The organism is Nibribacter koreensis, assembly GCF_039541795.1.
In the GTDB taxonomy this organism is placed as follows: Bacteria; Bacteroidota; Bacteroidia; order Cytophagales; family Hymenobacteraceae; genus Nibribacter; species Nibribacter koreensis.
Map to the genome: position 1 here is coordinate 480,730 of NZ_BAABGX010000003.1, position 22,032 is coordinate 502,761.

Here is a 22,032-nt window from a genome sequence, read left to right on the forward strand (position 1 = left end):
TAGCCCGAAAACGAATCGGCCAGACATTTTGTAATGACTGGCCGATTCGTTGAAAAGAATTAGTATGCTTAGTTGGAAGCTGTCTTCGGTTTGATGGTCAGGTTTTCGCCTAGGCTCACGTTGAAATCTGCCTTGTTGTTCCATTCCATGATTTCTTTGATGGTCACGCCGTACTTGCGTGAAATCTGGTACATGGACTCACCGGCGGCTACTTTGTGGGTGATGGTGCCCGAGGCCGATTTTACAGGTGTGGTTGCCGGGGTGATGGCGGGAACTGGTTTGCTTTCTGGAATTGAAACTTCCTCCCCAGTAGGTCCCACTACTACCAACTTCTGCCCGATGGACACAGGACTGTTATCCGTCAAGTTGTTCCACTCAAGTAAATTCTGAATGGTGACGCCGTATTTGCGCGAGATGGAATAAAGGGTTTCACCGGCTACTACCAGGTGCTCCCGCGCGGCAGCTTTGGCCTCGCCCGCGGTCATGGCCGGGATGGCGGCTACGGCCTCAGCAGAAACGGGTCCTTTCAAGGAAAGCTCTTTGCCTACTGACAATGGTCCGCCGTTCAGGTGATTCCAAGCCTGCAGGTTCTCCATAGAGACATTGTACAGTTTGGAGATGGAATAGAGCGTCTCGCCTTTCTGTACCACATGTACTGAAGCATTGGAAACCGGAGCCGTTGGCTTGGCCGGCGTAGCCGAAGCAGCAGGTGTGGCAGTAGTAGAAGGAAGCAAGACTTCTCTCCCGTTTACCTCCGGCGATTTTACCTCTATAGGCCTCTCTGGTTTGTTGGCGCCGGTGCCCATTTGTTTGGTGGGGTACAGCACCGCGTTGGTGGTCACGGTGGTGGTGACAATGACGCTGTCCATGGTTGGCTTGGGGGCAGGCACGTTGCCCGGTACTTTAGCCGTCATGCCCACGGTGTCTTCTACCACCACAGAGATAGCACCAGCTTGCGGTTTTGCTGGCACAACTGAAGTGGTAGGCGTTTGTGTAGAAGCCACTATTGGCGCAACTTCTTCGTTTAAATGCCTGATTTCAATCGGAATATTGCTTGGTCTGGTCTGTTGTAACCAAAGGACGCGACCTACCAACAGGGCCTCGTTTCTCTTCATGCGGTTCTTGCGCAACAGGTTGCTGAGCTTGATGCCGTATTTCTGGGAGACGTCATGCATGGTTTCAGAGGTGCGGGCTACGTGGTATTCTGTGTCTGACTTGGTGCGCTTGGCTTGCAGATAATAGGTGCGGCCCGGCACAATCTCATCAAAGCTGCGCATGTCATTGTATTTCAGGAAACGGCGCGTAGACAGGTTCGCTTGTAAAGCCAGCACGTCTTTGGTGTCACCTACCTGGGCAATAATGGCTTTGAGGCCGTTGGTGTTAGTGAACTGCGCGCGGCGCTTAGCAACTTTGGCCTCCAGTTCTTCTTTAGACTCTCTGCCCGTGATGGACTCGGTCAGGTCTTTTAGTTTTTGTAATGGTCCGCTTCTGTGGTTGTCCTGTGCCAGCACACCCGTAGTTGATGTGCCATTGAACACCGGTACCATCACGTAGTAATCCTTGTCGGCGGGTACGGTAGAGGCTAGGAGCCATTTGTTGTACTGCTCCAATTGGCTGGCTTCCACTTGGGCGGCCATGGCAATCTCCATCAGGCTCTGGCCCGAGGAAACCTTCATGGGCTGAAGCGCCAAACTTGGCTTAGGGTTTCTGCCTACGGCGTTTTCATAGGCCACTTTGTGCGCCAGGAACGTGAGTAGGTAGCGGTTGGTCTGCGAGGTCACGTCCATTTCCTTCACTCCAATGTCTGAGGTCTTGGTAAGGGCTTTGGTGCCGGTCAGGCCTTGGTAGTAGGAGAGGAGCGTGTTAAACCAGTTCTTGTAATAGTTGTTACTGCGGTGCAGGTATTTAGCGGCGCCGCGGCTGGACTCAATGATGTGCTTGCGCTCATCCACTTGGGAGTTCACGCGCACGCCCAGTTCTGTAGCCGACGTCTCTTTGAACTGCCAGAAGCCTACGGCATTGGAGGTAGACACGGCATCTGACACCAGCCCGCTTTCCTGCAGGGCCAGGTATTTGAAATCCAGGGGCAGGTTTTCTTGTTTGAAGGCCTGCTCAATGTGCGGAAAATACGCGTCAGCCAGTTCTACCTTTTTCTGGAAATAGCCCGGGTGCTTGACCAAGCCATCCACAATCTTCTGAATCTCTACGCGTGCGTCTTCCTTGATGGTCAGGCGCATGTCTGTGAAATGAATGGTATAAGGGACAATGGGGTTTTGGGCTTGCGCCGCCAGCGTGAAAAGGCAAAGCAGAAGGAGAGGGAATAGTTTTCTCATCTTCATAAACTGGGTTAAGTACATGCGCATTGGGAAAATGAGCCTCTTGTGTTACTGGAATTACATATAGCTAAATTGCTATTTAGTAAACACTTGCAAGGCAGGCTCCGGCTACAAAGTAGGCGATTTTGGGAGGGGAAAGGAAAGAACCGGGCGGTAAAATTTTTCCACCCAGTTATCCACAACGGGAAAATTTACTTTTTGCGGGCCACCAAGATGCCGTCTCTAATAGGCAGCAACAGGTTCTCTACGCGCGGGTCCTGGTGCACCAACTGATTGAAATCCAGCACCATCTCAGTGTCCTTGTCCAGCTTTGGCCTAAACTTCTCTACCACCTTGCCGCTCCATAACACGTTGTCTGCCAAGATGAAACCGCCCGGCCGTACTTTGTCCAAGACCATCTCATAATACAGCGCGTTGCTTTTCTTGTCGGCGTCAATGAAGACCAGGTCCCAGGTTTCTTCCAGCGTGGGAATGACGTCTGCCGCCTGCCCGATGTGCACCTGAATCTTCTGGTCTAGGTCTGCTTCTGTTATGTAGCTACGCACCATTTCCTCCAGCTCATCATTCACGTCAATGGTGTGAAGAATACCATCTTCTGCTAGACCTTCGGCTAAACATAGGGCTGAGTAGCCAGTATAGGTGCCAATCTCCAGAATCCGTCTAGGCCGCATCATCTGTGAAATCATAGCCAACACCCGTCCCTGCAAGTGCCCGGACAGCATGCGCGGCTTCATGACGTTCAAATGCGTCTCTCGGTTCAGCTTGCGCAACAGGTCAGACTCTGGCGAAGTGTGCGCCTCGGCGTAGGCTTGCAAATCAGCGTCCAAAAATTCCATTTTTGGTCAATTAGAAATTCAAAATTAGAAATTAGAAATGGCAAAAGTAGAAAAAGGAAAGAAAGCGTTTTTGGCCTGATTTTGTGAAAACAGGCCAAAAACGATTGGGTTCAAGGTTTATGCAACCACCCATTTCTAATTTCTAATTTTGAATTTCTAACTGCCGAGCTTTAGCTCGGGATGTACTGCAAGAAACTCAGGTTATCCTCTCTGAACGTGTCGTTGGCGATGTCCAGCAGGTCCTTGGCTTCAATCTTCTTGATCTGGTCGAAGATTTCGTTGAGGGTCTCAATGGTGTCCAGGTCCAGGATGCTCTTGCCCATCATCATCATGAGGCCCATGTTGCTTTCCTCGGCCATGGCCAGCTGGCCCATCAACTGTTGCTTGGCGGTGTGCAGCTGTACGGAGCCCATTGGTTTCTCACGCAATTGCTTCAACTCCTTCAAGACCAGGCCAATGGTGCGCTTCAACTGCTTTTTCTCTGTCCCGAAGTAAATCCCGAACATGCCGGTGTCCACATAGGTGGAGTAGTTGGCATCAATGGAATAGACCAGGCCGTACTTTTCGCGCACGCCCATGTTCAGGCGGGAGTTCATGCCGGGGCCGCCCAGAATGTTCACCAGCGTGAAGAAGGTGAGGCGGCGTTTGTCTACCAAAGAATACGCCGGACAGCCAATGATGCAGTGCGCCTGCTGGATAGGCTTCTCAGACACCAGCGTCTGCGCCTGGTAGCCCGTGAACGGCGTGCGCTCCCGGTTTCTGGTCTGGGTAGGAATCTCACCCAGGTATTTGTTGGCCATCTTCAACACCTTCTCAAACGGCCAGTTGCTCACCGAGCAGAACACCAGCTTGTCGGTGCTCAGGTTGCGTTTAATGAAGGCCTGGAAGTCTTCGCGCTGGAAACCGCTCACGCTCTCCCGTGTGCCCAGAATGTTGTTGCCCAGGGAGTGGTCTTTGAAGACTACGCTGTCAAACTCGTCAATGATGGCGTCTTCTGGCGTGTCCAGGTACATGGCCATTTCCTCCAGAATCACGCCGCGCTCTTTCTCAATCTCCTTGGTGGGGAAGGTGGAGTTGAAGGTGATGTCCGTGAGCAGTTCAAAGGCCTTCTCAAAGTGGTTCTCCAACACCGAGGCGTAGAAGCTTATCTTCTCTTTAGTGGTGTAGGCGTTCAGTTCGCCGCCCACGCTCTCCAAGCGATTGAGAATATGAAACGACTTCCGTTTCTGGGTGCCTTTAAAGGCCATGTGCTCCCAGAAATGCGCCAGCCCCAGCTCATGGGGTAGCTCATCTCTAGAGCCGATGTCCATCATAAAGCCGCAGTGGGCAATCTTGGTATGCGGCACCTGCTTGTGCAACACACGTATGCCGTTTGGTAAGGTATGAATATGGTAATCAGGTAGCTTGGTCAAAGTCAATCTGTTTTATCTAGGGATAAACCTGCCCGCCAATGGTTTGTTTTCATCCTCTGGCAAGTAGCCTGCAAAGGTACGGAGGAATCATTTAGGAATCAGGAATTACGAATTACGAATTAAGGCAAATGGGACAAAAGCGTTTTTGACTTGTTTTCTGGAAAACAGGCCGAAAACGGCTTGAGTACAAGCGGTGTCTTTTAACCCCAGCAGGTTTGACCGTATACACAGGGGTATGACAGAAAAAATACGCACGTATATTCGGAGATATTATACACAGGTAGTGACCAGCATTGCCTTTTACCCGGCAGTGATTGCCCTGGTGTTTTTGCTGATCTCTTACGTTATGCTCAACATAGACTTTTCTGAGTATGGCAAATCTGTGAAAAGCCGGTGGGACTTTCTTACCCTGAAAGACGCCAGCACGGCCCGTACCATTGCCGCCACCATTGCGGCGGGTATTTTGTCGCTCACGGTGTTTAGCTTCTCCATGGTGATGATTCTGCTCAACCAGGCGGCCTCCAATATGAGCAACCGCGTGCTGGACAGCATGATAGGCAACCGGTTTCAGCAGTGGGTACTGGGCTTTTACATTGGTACCATTGTCTACGCGCTCTTCTTGCTGAGTACCATCCGGGACATTGACTCTGGCGTGCTGGTGCCGGCCTTGAGCGTGTATTTGCTTATCCTCTTAACCGTGGTTGATATTTTCCTATTTATCTATTTTTTGCACTACATCACGCAGTCCGTAAAGTATGACACTATCATTGACCGCATCCACAAGCAGACTAGGCGCCGCCTAGAAGAGCTTTTCCCTTTGGAAGAAATTCCCAAGAATGCCATGCTTGCTTTCATGGATGGTTATGAGGTAAGGGCTACTGCGTCTGGCTATTACCAAGGGTTTAATCACAAAGCCTTGTTGCGTCTATGCGCTCAGAACCATTGGCAAGTGGCTTTCCTGTTTCCGGTGAGCGCCTATGTATTGCAAGGAGTTCCATTTTTGAAAGTGCACGCCCCTAAGTCTGTCACAAAGGAGCAGGAAAAGGAATTAAGATTATTAGTTGAATTCTACAGAAGTGAGTCCATTCAGATAAGCGCCTACTATGGCTACCGGCAATTGGTAGAAGTAGCCTTAAAAGCCTTGAGCCCGGGCGTAAACGACCCCGGCACGGCGGTGTTAAGCTTGCAGGCGGTGGTAGACCTGTTGGCCTTTCAGGTAGGGCATTATCCCATCCAGACCCTGCCAGACGCAGACGGCGATGCCAGGGTTTTTATCAAGGAGAAGCATTTTGAGGAAATTTTTGAGGAGACGCTCCTGCCCATCTGGGACTATGGCCACGAAGACCGGATTCTGCAGCTAGAAATGGAAAGACTTTTACGGCAATTGCAAAGCCAGACGGCCAGCCAAGAGAACATAGCCTGCATTCAGGCTTTCTTAGCGCAAGTTCAGCAAAAAATAGGAGAGAGAACCTGAGATCAAATACTGATTAAGGAGGATGCGCTATAGATTGCACACCCTTTAGAAAAGCGCGAAGAAACTCCAGCCTAACAGCAGATTTAATAATCAGAAACTGGCTATTAGCGCTCTAGCACCTGCTCATAAACCTGGTGCAAAGCGGGAATAGTCACTTCTGGCCGAAACGTCTGCGCGTGTTCCAAGCCTTTTTTCACCATCTCCTTCTGCAAGCCTGCACTGGCCAAAACGTCCTGTATGGCCTGCGAAAGCGCCTCTACGTCTGTGGGCGAAACATACCGGCTGGCAACACCGCCGGCCTCTGCAAAACAAGAACCGGTAGACGTAATCACAGGCACGCCGCTGTTCAAGGCCTCCACAATTGGTATCCCGAAGCCCTCAAACACCGAGGGGTACACAAACAACGTGGCCAGTTGGTAAATGATAGGCAATTCTTGGAACGGAATGTAGGGCAAAAACAGCACTTTGTCTTGTAAGTGATGCTGGGTGATGAACGCCTCCATCTCTTTGTAATACTCCGTCTTGCGCCCAATAAACGCCAACGGAATTTGAGCGCCAGCCGCATGCCAGGCCTTGAGCAGGTGCAGTTGGTTTTTACGTCGCTCCAAGGTGCCCACGCACAGAATGTACTGGCTGGGCAGTTGGTATTTCTGCTGGACGGCGTTTTGGGCCTCTTTTCCGGAAATCAGGTGAAAAACGGGGTCGCAGTCCTGGTAGACCACTTTTATCTTTTCTTGCGGTACGCCAAAGAATTCCTGCAAATCCAGAGCGGTCTGCTCACTGATGGCCACAATCTGGTGGGCCGCGTCACAGGCCGCCTTGAACTTCTTCTTATAGATGTAGCGGTCAATGGTAGGGTACAACTCCGGGAAGCGCAGGAAAATCAAATCATGGATGGTGACCACCAGCTTGGTTTGGTTGGTGTCCAGGCCGTAGGGTAGTTCATTGCTGAGGCCGTGGTAGACTTGCACGCCGTGTTTGACCAGCGCCGACCGCAAGCCGAACGTCCGCCATAGAGATGAGACCCGCTTGCCCAGACCGTCGGGCTGGATTATTTGTGTTTTGGCCACCTTTGGGAAGAAGCCTTTGAACAGGTCCTTCTGCTTGGGCGTGAACAAGGCATACTCGTCCTGCGGGTAGAATGTCATCATTCCAGAAACCACAAACCGGCTATAATTGCCCAAACCCGAGGTATTGGTAAAGGCACGCTTGGCGTCAAATCCTATTTTCATGCTATCGGCAAAATTGAGGAAAATACCGTCGGGTAGCAAATTATCCTATGTTAAGTACTACTTGATACTTCTGTAAGTGTAGAGAGTGCTATGCAGTTCATGACGCCTTTTCTTGGTGAATTAGGGAGGGACGCTAGATTATTTTAAATAAACTAAAACTTTAGTTTGAAAACTAAGTATTTAGTTTTACATTCATCCTTGTAATCAATGCTAGCCACTATGAAAGAACTAACCAAGGCCGAGGAGCAGGTCATGCAGGTGCTCTGGGATTTAAAAAAAGGGTTTGTGAAAGACGTCTTGGACCAACTGCCCGAGCCCAAGCCCGCCTACAACACCGTCTCTACCATCGTCAGGATTCTGGAGAAGAAGGGCTTTGTGTCTTATACCGCCTATGGCAAGACGCACGAGTATTTTCCATTGGTAGAAAAGGATGAGTACCGCCATTTCTACCTCAAGAACTTTATGAGCGGCTACTTTGGCGGGTCCTTCAAGCGTCTGGTGTCCTTCTTCGCCAAGGAAGAGAACATGGACATACAGGAGTTGGAGGAAATGCTGAAGCACGTGAAACAAGACATAAACAAGAAGGAAGATGAATGAGGCCCTGCTCCAGTACCTGTTAGAATCAAGCATAGGCCTTGTTCTGTTGTACCTCTTCTTTGCGCTGGTGCTTAGACGTGAGACTTCCTTTCAGTTTAACCGGCTTTACCTGCTGGCCTCCTTGTTGCTGGCGTTTACGGTGCCGCTCACCAGGCTTCCGGGAATTAATGTGTGGCCTGCCCCGCAAGAGCAGGAGATGATTTTACCTGCATTGGACCAGACAGAAATCACAGACCTCTCCATAGCGATTGCTCCCGCTCTTGAAAAACCAACAAAGCAGTTTGACTATTGGCTATTGTTGTACTTGGCATATGGAGTAGGAGCTTTGTTCTGCGCTGTACGGTTACTGACACAACTTGGTCGCCTTAGACGCTTTGCTAAACAAACTGGCCCTGCTTTCTATCTTCCGGAGAACGTGCCCGTCATTCTTACCCATGGCAAACTCCCTACCTTTTCCTTCTGGCGATATGTCTTCTTTGATAACAGCCAGAAGCTTACCCCGCAAGAAACCCAGCGCATTCTACAACATGAGCAGGTGCACATACACCAGCGGCACTCCCTAGACATTCTGCTAGTATCTCTGGCTGGCATTCTTTTCTGGTTCAATCCGCTACTGGTGCTCTACAAAAAGGCCTTGGAACAAACCCATGAGTTCATAGCCGATGCCCACGTGGCCAAAGACGCCGGAGCCAGTGATTATTCTTCCTTGCTAGTCAAGCAGGTACTAAGAACCTCAGATTTTCCCTTAGGTAGTTACTTCTTCCTTAATCAATCTCTCACCCTAACCAGAATAAAGATGATGAAAAAATTACATCAGTCCCCAAGACTCAGTCGGTTATTGTTGGTAGTGCCTACGGTAGCTATTCTTTTGGTGGCCATTGCGGCCACACGCCCCGTGCAGGCGGTAGAACCTGCAACCCCTGAAGAAACAAGCCAGGTAGCGGCCAAGGTTAAAGAAACGGCCGCCGTGTTTCCGGGTGGCCCAGACGCCTTGAGCACTTTCGTGAAAAGTAATTTCATGTTGCCAGAAGTAGCGTTCCAGCAGAGAAAGAGTCCCAATGATTTTGTGAAGGTGACGGCAGTTGTTGAGGTGGCAATTCAGAAAGACGGCACGCCGGTCTACCGTAAAACCGCAAGCCTCGATCTGAGCCCCAACACGCCAGAAGTAAAGGCGGCGGTGCAAAAGCAACTAGAGAAATTAGTACAGCAAATGCCGGCGTGGGCACCTGCCCAGAAAGACGGAAAAGCAGTTGAGTCTGTAGAGACATTAACTGTTACCCAGGTCAGCGGAAATTTTATAGGGGTTGAGGGCGCTGAGGCAAGCCTGCAACAAAAAACCAAGGTGACTACCACGCAAGCAGAGGACCCAGCCAAAGAAAGCACAAAGGAAGGAAACACTAATTTGATTCCTGCAATAGTAATGGTGTATTACCCCTCATCCCAAAAAGTGGCTACTAAGGACTTGGAGAAAAAAGCTTCACCTGTAATGAACATGCCAAAAAGGACTACGAATACCGGGGAGAAAATTTATTTATCTACGAACAAGTTACCACAATTCCCAGGAGGAATGGTTGCTATGAGAAAGTTCTTAGAGCGCAGATTTAGAATACCATTAGCGGCTCAACAATCCCAAATAGAAGGAACAGTGATGGGTGCCTTTGTGATTTCAGCAACTGGTGAGGTGGACAGAGTAGAAATTGCGCAAAGTTTGTCACCTAGCATAGACCAGGAATTGAAGCGGGTACTTAATGAGTTGCCTGCCTTTACCCCCGGCGAATCAGAAGGCAAGCAGGTGCCAGTCCAGTATCTTGTTCCTATCAGAATAGTGGCCAAGAGGGCTAATGAGACGGCAGTTACAAAAACTGAAATAACCGTTAATGGCAGGTCCTCTGGTGCGCCTCTCAAAGAGGTGGGAAAGGAAAATACAATTACACAAGACTCTAAACCAGTGACAGTAACGGTAGAAGAAGAGAAGGTATTTGTAGCGGTGGAGCAGATGCCCAGCTTTGCAGGTGGACAGGAGGCAATGTATCGGTACATGCAGGAAGCATTCAATCTCCCTGTAGATGCAGGAAACATGGAAGGAACCTTGGTGGCCTCTTTTGTAGTGGCTGCTAATGGCGAGGTAACCAAGCCATTACTTCTTAAAAAATTACACCCAAGCGTAGATAAAGAGTTCTTACGGGTTTTACAGGCAATGCCCAAATGGGAGCCTGGCAGGCAAAACGGGAAGGCAGTTTCTGTGAAGTATACCATTCCCTTTAGAATAGAACCTAAGAAATAGCCTCCACCATTAATAAACCAAAGTCCGTTTTTGGGCTGTTTTCCAGAAATCAGGCCGAAAACGGATTTTTTATTCCCACACTACTTCTAAGACGTTCTCACCAAACTGGATGGTGGTATGCGTTTCATCGGCCATGCGTTTGAGCAAGAGAATACTGGTGCGCACTGACAGCCGTTGCTGGGTAATGACCTGCGTAGGGGACTTCTTCCTAAACAACACAATGCCTCCCTTGCCCGCCACCTGCCAGTCTTTGGGCCGCTTAAAGGAGAACTGGTCTCCAGTGGCTTTCATAATGGTGGGTTCAGGAAAAACTGTCGTAGAATCTTTAGCAAATTGTATGGCTTTTTCAGCGTTTGGGACGCCATATCCAATGTAGTTGTTGCCGTGCGGGTACAGATGCCCACTTCTCTGGAGCAAACGAGTAAGTTGCTGGGCAGACAGATAGGGATTCACCTGTAAAAGGCAAGCCGCCAGACCCGTGATGACCGGTGTAGTGAAAGACGTCCCGAAGGCGGAGAAACAAGCCAAGTCAGGTTTGGTATATGGTAAGAAACTTGGCCCGATGCCGCTGTAGCCTTGCTTAACCCAGGCGTTGTAATCCGTAGCACCTACAGTAAGCACGCCAGGCGCATCTGCGGGTGTGTTCAAGACTTGCCAGCTTTTCTTAGCCCCGTCGTTCCCCGCCGAAATCACCAGACACATGCCTTTCTCCAGCACGGCCATCTGCGCGGCGCGGGCAATGAAACTACTGCCGTCCATCTGCTCGGGTCGGTAATTCTCTTCTGCCTTATCAAAGCCGGTTCCGTAGCCCAAGGACGAATTCACCAAGCGCACGCCCAGACTATCCAGCCATTCTAAGGCCCGCACAAAGTGCTCTTCCTCCAACCGGTTTTCCCGGCTGCCATGGTCAGTGCGGGCCAGGTAATACTCGGCCTCGGTGGCCAGGCCCAGCTGCAGGTTCTGTTTGGGATTGTAGCCGGCCAGGCATTCTAGCACCATGGTGCCGTGGTTGTCAAGGAAAGATTCTTTGGTGGCATAAGGCTTGCCGGCCGAGGGGTTCACAAAGTCGCGGTAGCCCAGCACCTGGTCTTGGTTGAACAGCTTTCTAAGGCTGGCTTGTTTGGGTGCCTCGTAAAAGCCCACGTCTATCACGCCAATCTTCACGCCCTTGCCGTTCAGGCCCATTTCCCTGAATTTCTGGGCGTTGATTTGGGTGAGCACGGCCGTGGCCTCGTCTTTTTTAGCTGAAGCAGTAACGGCAGTTCCCTTAAAATAACCGGTGATAGGATTGACGTCTTGTACAAAGCATTTCTGCCTTAGCATTTTTACTTGACACGTTGTTGCATCTACGGCGGCGGCGTTCAGCCATTTAGAGACTGCGGTTATCTGTACCCCCGTTAAAACCAAGCTATCCAGATAAGCCTCTGAAACAGGCGCGTCAGAAATTTGGGAGACAGGCAGACCTAGTTGTAGGCGTTGCTTTTGGGCGGCAGGACTAATAAAATTCGCCTCTATGTTACCAACGGCGGGTTTGTCTTGGAAGCTTACCCAATAACGGTTTTGCGCCGTGGCCCGGCTAGGTGGCAGGGTGCAAATGGCAAAGAGCCAGAAAAAAAATACTATAGTGCAATTGCCCACCGTTAAATATTTATACAGGCGCGTAAGCCTGCAAATTAGCGTATTATATCCTACATTTAAGCCGTCAAGACCGGGCCGTTTTTACGTTGTTTTCCAGAAAACAGCCTAAAACCGGAAACTGTTTTGACTAAGCTCTACCAACAAACCGCAACGCCATGAAATACGAAGCCCTCGGGAAAGACCTCTTCATTCACAACCGTAAAAAGTTTACCGAGTACATGAAGCCCCATTCCCTGGCGGTTTTCCATTCCAATGACGTCATGCCCACCAACGCAGACGGTACCATGCCCTTCCGGCAGAACAATGACCTGCTGTGGCTCTCTGGCATTGACCAGGAAGAAAGCGTAGTCATCCTGTTTCCAGACGCCCGCGAGCCGCGCCTGCAGGAGGTTCTGTTCATCCGGGAGACCAACGACCACATCCTCACCTGGGAAGGCTACAAGCTCACCAAAGAACAAGCCCGCGAAGTCTCTGGCATTGAAACCGTCTACTGGACGCATGAGTTTGACTCTATCCTCAATTCCTTGATGGCCTACGCCGAGAACGTTTACCTCAACTCCAACGAGCACCTGCGCGCCGTCATTGAAGTAGAGACCAGAGACGCCCGTTTCATCAAAAAGATAAAAGAGCGGTTCCCGCTGCACAACTACTGCCGTAGCACGCCGCACCTGCACTACCTGCGCTCCATTAAACAGCCCCGTGAGATTGAGATGATGCGCATGGCCTGCAACATCACCGAGAAAGCCTTCCGGCGCCTGCTCAAGTTTGTGAAGCCGGGCGTGATGGAGTATGAGATTGAAGCCGAGATTGCCCATGAGTTCCTGCGCAACCGTTCCCGCGGACCGGCCTATGGGTCCATCATCGCCTCGGGGGCTAATGCCTGCATCCTGCACTACGTGGATAACTTTAGAGAGTGCAAAGACGGTGATGTGCTTTTAATGGACTTCGGAGCAGAGTATGCCAACTATGCGGCAGACTTGACCCGCTCTATTCCCGTGAACGGCACGTTCACCAAGCGCCAGGCCGATGTCTACAATGCCGTCCTTCACGTCATGAACACCGCCAAGCAGATGCTGGTGCCCGGCAATACCCTGGGCCAGTACCACAAGTTTGTAGGAAAGGTGATGGAGAACGAGCTCATCAAACTGGACCTGCTCAATGAGAACGATGTGCACAACCAGAACCCCGATGCGCCGCTCTACAAGAAATACTTCCCGCACGGCACCTCACACTTTCTGGGCTTAGACGTGCATGACGTAGGGGACAAGTACCGGCCGTTTGAGGCGGGCATGGTCTTTACCTGTGAGCCGGGCATCTACATCAGGGAAGAAGGCCTGGGCATACGCCTGGAGAATGATTTCTTGATCACCAGTGGCGGCGCCGAGGATTTGATGGCCAACATCCCGTTGGAGCTAGAGGACATTGAGCGTGAAATGAAAGCTTAACCTCAAGTTTGCCGTTTTTGGCCTGATTCCTGAAAAACAGGCTAAAAACGGCAAGCCATCCTTTTATTAGAAATTAATAGCGTACCAGATTACCATTACCAACTTGTGAAAAAAGTAGCGACCAGCGGAGACGCTATGCCGTGGGTGTTTTTGCTAGCCTTGCTGTTCCTGGCAGCTGGCGCGCAAGCCCAAAAGAAGAGAAAATCCCTGCCCGTAGAAGAGGAGGACCCCAACACCCGCCGCTATAGTCTAGTAGAGGTAGTACGCATGGCCAAGGAACAATCACCCAGTTACCAGCAGGCCGTCACCTCTCTAGAAAACCGTACCTGGCAGTACCAGACATTCAAGAGCAACTACCTGCCGCAACTCATGCTGCACGCCACGCTGCCAGACTATACCAAAAGCATTGACCCTGTTTTGCAGCCAGACGGTAGTTTGCAGTTCAGGCAACGGGACATTTCCACGTCTTCGGCGCAGTTGGCCTTGAGCCAGAACATTGGCTGGACGGGCGGCGTGGTTTCTGTGAACTCCTATTTACAGCGCATAGATGATTTTATGGCGGCCGCAGGTGGCAAGTCTTACGCCTCTAACCCCGCCAACATCACCTTCAGTCAGCCGCTTTTCTCTTACAACGGCCTCAAGTGGGACCGCAAGATTGAGCCCCTGCGCTTTGAAGAAGCCAAGCGTGATTTCTGGGAAGACATGGAAGACATCTCCGTGCGCGCCACAGACCTGTATTTCTCCCTGCTACAGAACCAGTTGAGTTTTGACATTGCCCAGAAGAACGTAGCCAACAATGACACACTGTTCAAACTGGGACAGGTGCGTTTTAATGAAAACCGAATTGGCGAAAATGAGCTGATGCAGCTAGAGCTGAGCCTCTTGACCTCACAGCAGAGTCTGGAACAGGCCAAGCTGGACATGGAGATAAGCGCCCTTCGGCTAAAGGTATATCTGGGCCTCACCGATGACAGCCCCATCCGGCTCACCACCCCAGACGTTATCCCACAGTTTGAGGTAGACGAAGAAATGGCCTTGACCCAGGCCAGGCAGAACCGCGCGCGCATGATTTCTCTCAAGCGCGAAGAACTGGAGGCCGAGCGGAACCGCGCCCGCGCCGAAGGCGACGCCGGTCTCAACGCCAACCTTTTCCTCCAGTACGGACTCACGCAACAATCTAAAGAAGTGCTGGAAGCCTACCGCGACCCCTCTGAGCAACAGCGCGTGCGCATTGGCCTTAGCGTGCCCATCATGGACTGGGGACGCACCAAATCAAAACTAGGTACTGCGCGCGCCAACCAGAAACTGGTCAAGGCCAACCTGGAGCAGCAGCAAGTCAACTTTGACCAGGACGTGTACTTGCAGGTAAAACGGTTTAAGATGCTACGCGAGCAGATGAAGGTGGCCTACCGGGCCAATGAACTAGCCGAGCGTAGGTTCCAGGGAGCCAAAGAACGCTACCTCAATGAGAAGATCAACCTACTGGAGCTGAATCAGGCCTCCTCAGAAAGGGACTCGGCCAGGCGCGGGTACGTGGGCTCTCTGCGCAACTTCTGGAACGCCTACTACAACCTGCGTTTGCAGACCCTGTATGACTTTGAGATGAACCAGCCCCTCACCTTGCCATTGCCTATTTAAAAAGTAGAACCGGCTGTTTTTGGCCTGTTTTCCAGAAAAAAGGCCAAAAACGAAGAAGCCTGGGTAGCGTTTAATTGCTGCCCAGGCTTCTTCGTTTACTGCTATATGCTGCTATCAATTGAGAGAAGTAGATAGCTCCGTTAACCATTCTTCGGCGGTCCTTATGTTGTCAAAACACTTGGCTTCAAAGACGGTCAGTTCATTGATAAACGTGTCTGCCGATGATTCTGCGAAGCTGGCAGGGCTGGCCAGCATGGCAATGCGCTTAAGACCGGCTTTGGCGGCAGACGGGGCCCAGTCATTAATCACCCAGTCCATGGAATGGTTCCAAGAGCCTACAATGGAGCGGGTATCATTTAAAACGCAGTTATAGCCAGCCTCCTGTAACGTTTTGGTATAAGCCAGAGCGCCGGTTTTTACGTTCTCCTCTGTCAAATACCCAATCCAGTTCACGTAAAGTAGCTTATTGTCCGTATCCTTTTTAATGGTGAGGTACACCTTCCCGAAAGGATTCACGAGTTCTTGGGTCATATAGAAACGCCTTCTATTAAATCTGATGAGTTGAAATAGTACCTGAGAGACGCTTCTGGCGGGGGCGTTGGTTCCTTATTTGGAATTAAATATTTGCGGCCCTTTTAAAGGAAATGAAAATGCCGTTTTTGGCCTGATTTGCGCAAATCAGGCCAAAAACGGCAAGGATATAAAGACAACCTTACTAGCCGCGGCTAGCCAATAGATACAAGACCGCCATCCGGATGGCTACGCCGTTTTCTACTTGGTCCAGGATGATGGAGTGCGGTGAGTCTGCCGCGTCTGAGGTCAGTTCCACGCCGCGGTTGATAGGGCCGGGGTGCATTAAGACAATCTCTTTGTTCAAGTCGTCCAGCATCTTCTTATTGATGCCAAAATACAGGGCGTACTCACGTAAGGACGGGAACAGCTTGCCGGTCTGCCTCTCCAGCTGGATGCGCAGCACGTTGGCCACGTCGCACCATTGTAAGGCTTCCTGCACGTTCCAGAAGATCTTCACGCCCAGATCACCAATGTACTTGGGTAGCAGGGTAGGCGGTCCGCAGACGGCTACCTCGGCGCCTAGCTTTTGTAAGGCGAAGATGTTGGAGAGCGCCACGCGCGAGTGCATGATGTCGCCTATGATGGCTATTTTCTTCCCGGCCACCTGTCCCAGTTTCTCCCTGATGGAGAAAGCGTCTAGCAAGGCCTGGGTGGGGTGCTCATGCGTGCCGTCGCCGGCGTTGACTATGTTGGCGTTGATCTTACGGGACAGGAAATGGGGCGCGCCGGGACTGCTGTGCCGCATCACAATCATGTCTACCTTCATGGCCAGAATGTTGTTGACGGTGTCCAGCAGGGTTTCGCCTTTCTTGACAGAGCTGCCCGAGGCCGAGAAGTTGATCACATCCGCTGACAGTCGTTTCTCTGCCAGCTCAAACGAAAGTCGCGTGCGGGTAGAGTTCTCAAAGAAGACGTTGGCAATGGTGACGTCCCTGAGCGAGGGTACTTTTTTGATGGGGCGGTTTAAAACTTCCTTGAACTGGTCTGCCGTTTCAAAAATCAACTGGATGTCCTGCTCGGTGATGTCCTTGATACCCAACAGGTGCCGGACGCTAAGCTGTTGCATGGGATTCTTGGTCTGGGGTTTTGGTCAATAGCCAGATGGCGTCCTGTTCTGAGTCTGTTCCTTGCCAGGCCACTTCTACCCGCTGCGAGTGCAGGGAGTTGACTTTCTGGCCCACATACGTGGCTTCTACCGGCAGGTCTCTGGTGTATTGGCGGTCAATTAAGACCAGCAGTTCTACCTGGGCAGGTCGTCCGTAAGAAATCATGGCATCCAGGGCAGCGCGCACGGAGCGACCGGTGTACAAAACGTCATCTACCAGAATCACGCGCTTGCCTTCTAAGGAGAATTCTACCTTGGTGGCATTGGGCGCCAGGGGCGTAGAGCGGCGTCTGAAGTCGTCGCGGTGAAACGTGATGTCCAGGTAGCCCGTCTGCACGGTCACGCCCAGAATGTCTTGAAGGGTGGTTTGCAGGCGGTCTGCCACAAAAATGCCGCGGGGCTGCAGGCCCAGAATCACGGAGTTGGAGAAGTCACGATGGGTCTCAATCAGTTGGTGCGCCAGGCGCCGGATCATGATTTGAAACAGAGCGTGCGGAACAATGAGACGTTTGTGCATAGTCCGGGTTTTGGGCAAAGATAAACACTTCCGGTTTGTAGCACCTATCTGAGGGTGTATTTCTTGTCAGGAAAAATAGTGGGATGCTATTGTAATGGTTCCTTTCCTGCCAAGAGAAGTAATTGGTTACTCAAAGGCTACCTGTTGCAAATAGAATACGGTGCGCGACGGTCCTGTCTTAGAGTTGATTCTCTGGAACCCGAAGGCGATGAAATTGCAGCCATACCAATGCTGGATGTCTTCTTGGGAACTAATCACTCGTTTCTCAGCTGTATTATGTAGTTGAAGTATGACTTTGTTTGAAGAGGAACTAGTAGGCTGTACTATCTTATAAAAGATTTCGCTATCCTTTATATACGTCATGATTATATTGCCTTCTGGCGTAATGGCGGTTTTTACTCCTAGCCCAAAGTTTGACCTTGAATTGTTGGTAAGTTTGTATGAGTTGTCCCAGAGCAAGTTACCGTTATAATCAAACACACAAGCAATGGCATGTTGATACTTGTGAATAATCTTGTGTTTAGTAGTACGAGTGGTTTGGGCAAGAAGAAAACCACTCTTTTCTTCTTGAGTTTCAGTTTTGTACATTGACTTATATAGTACGCCCACTAGCGCATAGCCCTGAGGGTGTGGTTGAATCTTGTCCAGGGTTATTCGGTTTTGTTTTATAGGTGCTTTGCCTTTTGCTTCATTACGCAATGCCCTAGATTTCATACGTAGGGCCGCCGCCGGGGAGGACCGGTATTCATAAAAATGTCTTAGTTTGCCAAAGTCAAAATACCTCATCTCGCCTTGTAGATTAATACTGTAGATTCCTTGCACATACTCATCTGTCTTATAGCCATACATGCCCAAAAATAATTTCTGGGTAGTAAGACCAGGTGAAATCCTGGCAGGCCAGAGCAGTTGTCCAGGTATAGGAACTGGCTTAGGATTAATATAATAACCGCCCAACATGTCACCTTGCGCAGAAATAAACCTGGTTGTTAACCTTGCGCTGGTGCCTTGTGATTCAGACCACAGAAGTTCCAAGGATTTATTGAGTGTATCTACCCTAAATTCTCCTAGGTTTTTTGCTAAACCCATCACCACTGGCAGAATTCTTATCTCTGATTCCTGTGGATATAAAATTAGCGTAGTCAATACTCCTTTATAAAAAGCATTTAAAAAGAGATGACCTTCTAAGACCTGTATATCTCTAATATGTGCAGAAGATGAACCCAAAGAATGATCTGATATTTTAATACTCCCTGTTTTAGTATCAATCTGATAAAGTATAAGATGGGTGTTTGATAATAAGTTGTCAAACAAAAGGTAAGCAAAGCCTTTTTCTTCAGTTAAAAATAATAGCCTGGTGTTATTTAGCTGTAGGGCTTTGGTTTCCCAATCAGATTTCAATTGGCGGTCATACTTAGTGAAGATGATATCGTTCTTGCCTACTTCTACCTCGCGCTTCTTAGTGACGAGCAGCAAGGCGCTGTCCTGCAATGGCAATACAGAATGGGTATAATCAAAGGAGTTGCTGGGGAGCTCTATTCTCAGGCTTTGGTTGGGCGAACTTGGCTTATTATCGCCATTTGCCAGGCAAAGTGCTGGCAATGCCAAAAGAATGAATAGAAACGGGAAGGCAAGCTGTCTCAACATTTGGTGAAAGCCTTTGGGCATAAATGGTCGCAAGGTTAGATTGTTACTTAAAGGCTACCTGTTGCAGATAGAATACGGTGCGCGACGGTTCTTGCTTGGAGCTGATTCTCTGGAAACCATAGGTTATAAAATTGGTGCCGTACCAGTGCTGTATGTCTTCCTGGGAGCTGGTCATCCGTTTGTCAGTTGCTTTAGGTAATTGTATTGGGATTCTGTCTGAGGATGAGCTTTTGGCCTGAAGTACCTTGTAGAAGATTTCACTGTCCTTCATATACGCCATAATGACGTCGCCTTCTGGAGAGATGGCCTTGTGTATGATGGGACTATTATCCCATGCATAAGTGGAAACCAGCTTTTTGTTATGAGTTAGCTTGAAAGAGTTGTCCCATAGCAAGGTTCCGTTGGCATCAAAGACGCAGACAAATGCGTGAACTGACAATTGCTTAAACCCAGATCTGATAGAAGTTTCACTACGCCCATATTCTACTTCGGTAATAGGTTCAAACAATTCTCCAATGAGCGCATACCCTTGTGGATGAGGAAGTACATGGTGAAAGAACATTCGGTACTGTTTTATTGGAGCGTTTCCTTTGGCTTCTTTTCGTAAGGCCCTAGCTTTCATGCGCAGAGATGTTGCCAGGGAGGATCGGTATTCATAAAAATGGCTCAGCTTGCCAAAGTCATAGTATTTCATCTCACCCTGTAGATTTATGCTGTACAGTCCTTGCGCAAACTCATCTACGTCGTAGCTATAGCTACCCAAGAACAATTTCTGGGAGGTTGGCCCTGGCGTCAACCTGGCTGGCCGAAGCAACTGATTGGGCGTGGGCAATTCTTTAGGTTGAAGGTAGTAACCACCTAGCATGTCACCCTGGGCAGAAACAAACCTAGTGAGTAATCTTGTGTTAGTGCCTTTAGTTTCTAACACTGAAAGCTCCAATGTCTTGTTGAGCGTGTCTACCCTGAACTCGCCCAGGTTTTTTGCTTTGCCCTTTACCGCCGGCAGAATCCTTATCTCTGATTCCTTAGGGTTTAAGTGAAGCATGCTTAGTCCTTCCTTATCCAAGGCGCTTAAAAAGACCTGTCCCCCTAATACCTTCATTTCTCTGACCGTAGCATACGGTGAGTGTAGAAAATGCTCTGATAGAATAAAGGAGCCCGTATACGTGTCTATCTGATAAAGCAGGAGCTTAGTGTCAGATATTGATGTTTTGAAAAGGAGGTAGGCTCTGCCTTTTTCGTTTTCCTTAAATATAAGTTTGGAACCATTGGGCTGAGGGGCCTTTGTTTCCCAAATGGGCTTTAAAATATGGTTGTACTTGGTGAGGAGAATCTCATTCTTGCCAATTTCTACCTCCCTGTTTTTTGTGATGACTAACAAAGCGCTGTCTAGTAATGGAAGAACAGAGTGCGAGTAGTCTGATGAGCTTCTAGGCAATTCTAACCTTAGACTCTGGTTTGGAGGTGTTGGCCTTTCTTTGTCTTTTTGGCGTGCAGTAGCAACCGAACCTAGGCTTAGTAAGCACAAAAATAAAGTGGTTAATCTTCTGGGGGCAATTGAAAAGGTAAGGGACATGAATAATGAAAAACGAATGGATATGATATTAAATGTAGAATAGAATGGTCTTTGCTTCTAGAAATTTAACTATTAAAGAGGAGATGGAAGCCTGTTTCTATGGCATTAATATACTTAAAATGCCAGGTTCTGCAAGACAAAGACCGTGCGGGCTTTGCCTGACTTTGGGCGTATGCGCTGAAACCCGAAGGCGATGAAGTTGCCGCCGTACCAATGCACCACGCCTTCTGAGTTGCTGTCTACGCGCTTCTCATCTGTGTCCTGTACGCGCACTTCAAACTCCTCATTATTGGTAAGGGAGACACCTTGGATCAGCCGCTTGAACTTGAGCTCATCATCATCTGGATAAATCAAGGCTATCTGCCCGTCTGGGGTCACGCCTGCCTCTACCGTGGGTGCCAGCTCTGCGTACGTTTTGCCTTCTAGTTTGTAATTGTTGTCCCAGAGCAGGTTGCCGTCTTTGTCAAAGACGCAGACAATAGCATGGGTAAACCTAAACCCGTCATAGTTGCGGCGCGGAGTGCTAGGAGTGTTGTACCGTGGGTCAAAATTGTTGTAGTAAAAATTCTGCCGGTACTGCGGGTAATAGACTTCGCCTACCAAGGCGTAGCCCTGCGGGTGGGGCATGATGGGATGGAGGAGCAGACGGTACCGCAATACCAGTGGTTTGCCTTGCCGTTCACGGCGGGCAAACTTAGCTTTCATGCGCCGCTGCTGCCGAAGTGAGAAATGGTCAAAAAACCGGTCCAGCTTACTAAAATCGTAAAACTTGACGTTGCCGGCCAGGTCACTGCTGTACAAGCCCCGGGCAAAGGTGGTCTCCCGGTACCCGTACGTTCCCAGGACCAGTTTGGAGAGCGTGTCGCCGGGCGTGAGGCGGCCGTCCTGGATGTTGGTCTCGGTGCTGAAGTCAATGCGCGGTGGCAGAAAATAGGTGCCCAGCACATCTCCTTTGGGGCTCATGCGCTTTACCTGCACGCGGGAGCGGTAGTTATTGGTCTCAGAGACCAGGAACTCGGCAGCCTTGGTGAGCGTGTCCACCCTGAATTCGCCCAAATCCTCTTCCTGGCCAAACACGGCCGGCAGGATGCGGCATTCTTCCACGGCGGGGTCCATCAATAGAATGTTGATCTTATAGTCTTCTACCGCAGACAGAAACACGTTGCCCTGGCTAGCTGCTATCTCTCTTACATAAATGTAGGGATTGGGCAGCGTGTGGTTAGAGTGGGTGACCTCGCCGGTGCGGTTGTTGACTTTGTAGAGGAACAGTTTCTTGCGCTCCCGGGTGGTGAACAGCAAAAACGTATGCACGCCGTCTGATGTGATTTTATGAAAGTCTGTGCCTTCTTTGTGGTCTTCTTCTTTGGTCCAGAGAGGAGTGAGGTTTTTGCTGTAGCGTGTGAATTTGAGTTTGCTCTTGGTAAACCAGGAATGCTTATCTAGGGTGACTACCATGAGAGAGCTGTCTGGCAGAGGGTGTACCAGGTGCTCTTCCTCAAAGGAGTTGCTTTCAATCTCTGCCCGCAATGTCTGTTCTGGGGCCTTGGGCTTTTCTGGGCCTTTTTCCTTCTGCTGCGCAACCGCGCCCATGTCTGTGCCTAAACAAATAACAATAAGGCAACCCAACTGCTTCAAGTGTGTAGACAAAGACATAGGCGTGCTGTTTTTCTGTTTAATTTACAAAAAACACTTGAAAAAAACATGCTGAATGTTGCGTCCCGTACG

16 protein-coding genes are annotated in these 22,032 nt (G+C 49.9%); 5 read left to right on the forward strand and 11 right to left on the reverse strand.

The window, feature by feature from the left end:
* Window positions 1–68 precede the first annotated feature (68 nt).
* The 3 genes from ABD880_RS17375 to ABD880_RS17385 form a co-directional block, all read right to left on the reverse strand.
* A complete protein-coding gene (locus ABD880_RS17375; protein WP_345169004.1) occupies window positions 69–2,333 on the reverse strand; it encodes a LysM peptidoglycan-binding domain-containing protein in 2,265 nt (754 codons plus the stop codon).
* Between the two features lie 194 nt (window positions 2,334–2,527).
* A complete protein-coding gene (locus ABD880_RS17380; RefSeq protein ID WP_345169006.1) occupies window positions 2,528–3,172 on the reverse strand; it encodes an O-methyltransferase in 645 nt (214 codons plus the stop codon).
* A 170-nt stretch (window positions 3,173–3,342) separates the two neighbouring features.
* Complete coding sequence (locus ABD880_RS17385) at window positions 3,343–4,584, reverse strand: M16 family metallopeptidase (RefSeq protein ID WP_345169008.1); 1,242 nt, start codon at window positions 4,582–4,584, stop codon at window positions 3,343–3,345.
* Window positions 4,585–4,819: 235 nt separating this feature from the next.
* On the opposite strand from ABD880_RS17385, the gene ABD880_RS17390 reads away from it, so the two are divergent.
* On the forward strand, window positions 4,820–6,058 hold the full coding sequence (locus tag ABD880_RS17390; RefSeq protein ID WP_345169011.1) for a DUF2254 domain-containing protein: 1,239 nt from the start codon (window positions 4,820–4,822) through the stop codon (window positions 6,056–6,058).
* Between the two features lie 104 nt (window positions 6,059–6,162).
* Here ABD880_RS17390 and ABD880_RS17395 read toward each other — a convergent pair whose 3' ends face one another.
* Window positions 6,163–7,290, reverse strand: a complete 1,128-nt coding sequence (locus ABD880_RS17395) for a glycosyltransferase family 4 protein (RefSeq protein ID WP_345169014.1) — start codon at window positions 7,288–7,290, stop codon at window positions 6,163–6,165.
* A gap of 219 nt (window positions 7,291–7,509) precedes the next feature.
* Between ABD880_RS17395 and ABD880_RS17400 the strand changes: the two genes are divergently transcribed.
* Complete coding sequence (locus tag ABD880_RS17400) at window positions 7,510–7,887, forward strand: BlaI/MecI/CopY family transcriptional regulator (protein ID WP_345169016.1); 378 nt, start codon at window positions 7,510–7,512, stop codon at window positions 7,885–7,887.
* The gene (locus tag ABD880_RS17405; protein ID WP_345169018.1) at window positions 7,880–10,171 is read left to right on the forward strand and encodes an energy transducer TonB; all 2,292 of its coding nucleotides are present in this window, start codon (window positions 7,880–7,882) and stop codon (window positions 10,169–10,171) included. Before ABD880_RS17400 ends, ABD880_RS17405 begins: the two co-directional genes overlap by 8 nt.
* Before the next feature lie 69 nt (window positions 10,172–10,240).
* On the opposite strand, the gene ABD880_RS17410 is transcribed toward ABD880_RS17405, so the two are convergent.
* Window positions 10,241–11,494 carry a S8 family serine peptidase gene (locus ABD880_RS17410; RefSeq protein ID WP_345169019.1) on the reverse strand — a complete coding sequence of 418 codons (1,254 nt, stop codon included), beginning with the start codon at window positions 11,492–11,494 and terminating at the stop codon, window positions 10,241–10,243.
* A gap of 470 nt (window positions 11,495–11,964) precedes the next feature.
* Here ABD880_RS17410 and ABD880_RS17415 point away from each other — a divergent pair, with 470 nt between their 5' ends.
* Entirely contained in the window at window positions 11,965–13,254 is a 1,290-nt protein-coding gene (locus ABD880_RS17415) for an aminopeptidase P N-terminal domain-containing protein (protein WP_345169021.1), read from the forward strand.
* A gap of 105 nt (window positions 13,255–13,359) precedes the next feature.
* Window positions 13,360–14,892 carry a TolC family protein gene (locus ABD880_RS17420; RefSeq protein WP_345169023.1) on the forward strand — a complete coding sequence of 511 codons (1,533 nt, stop codon included), beginning with the start codon at window positions 13,360–13,362 and terminating at the stop codon, window positions 14,890–14,892.
* A gap of 114 nt (window positions 14,893–15,006) precedes the next feature.
* On the opposite strand, the gene ABD880_RS17425 is transcribed toward ABD880_RS17420, so the two are convergent.
* From ABD880_RS17425 to ABD880_RS17450, 6 genes are all read right to left on the reverse strand, one after another.
* A complete protein-coding gene (locus ABD880_RS17425) occupies window positions 15,007–15,423 on the reverse strand; it encodes an STAS/SEC14 domain-containing protein (protein ID WP_345169025.1) in 417 nt (138 codons plus the stop codon).
* 184 nt (window positions 15,424–15,607) lie between these two features.
* Entirely contained in the window at window positions 15,608–16,531 is a 924-nt protein-coding gene (locus ABD880_RS17430; protein ID WP_345169027.1) for an aspartate carbamoyltransferase catalytic subunit, read from the reverse strand.
* A complete protein-coding gene (pyrR, locus tag ABD880_RS17435; protein WP_345169029.1) occupies window positions 16,518–17,087 on the reverse strand; it encodes a bifunctional pyr operon transcriptional regulator/uracil phosphoribosyltransferase PyrR in 570 nt (189 codons plus the stop codon). Before pyrR ends, ABD880_RS17430 begins: the two co-directional genes overlap by 14 nt.
* Window positions 17,088–17,213: 126 nt before the next feature.
* Window positions 17,214–18,731 (reverse strand): hypothetical protein, encoded by a 1,518-nt coding sequence (locus ABD880_RS17440; protein ID WP_345169031.1) that lies wholly within the window; start codon window positions 18,729–18,731, stop codon window positions 17,214–17,216.
* 43 nt (window positions 18,732–18,774) lie between these two features.
* The gene (locus ABD880_RS17445) at window positions 18,775–19,776 is read right to left on the reverse strand and encodes a hypothetical protein (protein WP_345169033.1); all 1,002 of its coding nucleotides are present in this window, start codon (window positions 19,774–19,776) and stop codon (window positions 18,775–18,777) included.
* Window positions 19,777–20,421: 645 nt separating this feature from the next.
* Window positions 20,422–21,960, reverse strand: coding sequence for a hypothetical protein (locus tag ABD880_RS17450; RefSeq protein WP_345169036.1), 1,539 nt, complete (start codon window positions 21,958–21,960; stop codon window positions 20,422–20,424).
* Window positions 21,961–22,032 lie beyond the last annotated feature (72 nt).

What these genes read in the sequence shown, in the direction of transcription:
- ABD880_RS17400 (WP_345169016.1), top strand. Translation starts at nt 7,510, where the DNA reads ATGAAAGAACTAACCAAGGCCGAGGAGCAGGTCATGCAGGTGCTCTGG.
- ABD880_RS17375 (WP_345169004.1), bottom strand. Translation starts at nt 2,333, where the DNA reads ATGAGAAAACTATTCCCTCTCCTTCTGCTTTGCCTTTTCACGCTGGCG.
- ABD880_RS17430 (WP_345169027.1), bottom strand. Translation starts at nt 16,531, where the DNA reads ATGCAACAGCTTAGCGTCCGGCACCTGTTGGGTATCAAGGACATCACC.
- ABD880_RS17380 (WP_345169006.1), bottom strand. Translation starts at nt 3,172, where the DNA reads ATGGAATTTTTGGACGCTGATTTGCAAGCCTACGCCGAGGCGCACACT.
- ABD880_RS17445 (WP_345169033.1), bottom strand. Translation starts at nt 19,776, where the DNA reads ATGCTTCACTTAAACCCTAAGGAATCAGAGATAAGGATTCTGCCGGCG.
- ABD880_RS17395 (WP_345169014.1), bottom strand. Translation starts at nt 7,290, where the DNA reads ATGAAAATAGGATTTGACGCCAAGCGTGCCTTTACCAATACCTCGGGT.
- ABD880_RS17410 (WP_345169019.1), bottom strand. Translation starts at nt 11,494, where the DNA reads ATGCTAAGGCAGAAATGCTTTGTACAAGACGTCAATCCTATCACCGGT.
- ABD880_RS17390 (WP_345169011.1), top strand. Translation starts at nt 4,820, where the DNA reads ATGACAGAAAAAATACGCACGTATATTCGGAGATATTATACACAGGTA.
- ABD880_RS17405 (WP_345169018.1), top strand. Translation starts at nt 7,880, where the DNA reads ATGAATGAGGCCCTGCTCCAGTACCTGTTAGAATCAAGCATAGGCCTT.
- ABD880_RS17415 (WP_345169021.1), top strand. Translation starts at nt 11,965, where the DNA reads ATGAAATACGAAGCCCTCGGGAAAGACCTCTTCATTCACAACCGTAAA.
- ABD880_RS17425 (WP_345169025.1), bottom strand. Translation starts at nt 15,423, where the DNA reads ATGACCCAAGAACTCGTGAATCCTTTCGGGAAGGTGTACCTCACCATT.
- pyrR (WP_345169029.1), bottom strand. Translation starts at nt 17,087, where the DNA reads ATGCACAAACGTCTCATTGTTCCGCACGCTCTGTTTCAAATCATGATC.
- ABD880_RS17450 (WP_345169036.1), bottom strand. Translation starts at nt 21,960, where the DNA reads ATGTCTTTGTCTACACACTTGAAGCAGTTGGGTTGCCTTATTGTTATT.
- ABD880_RS17440 (WP_345169031.1), bottom strand. Translation starts at nt 18,731, where the DNA reads ATGTTGAGACAGCTTGCCTTCCCGTTTCTATTCATTCTTTTGGCATTG.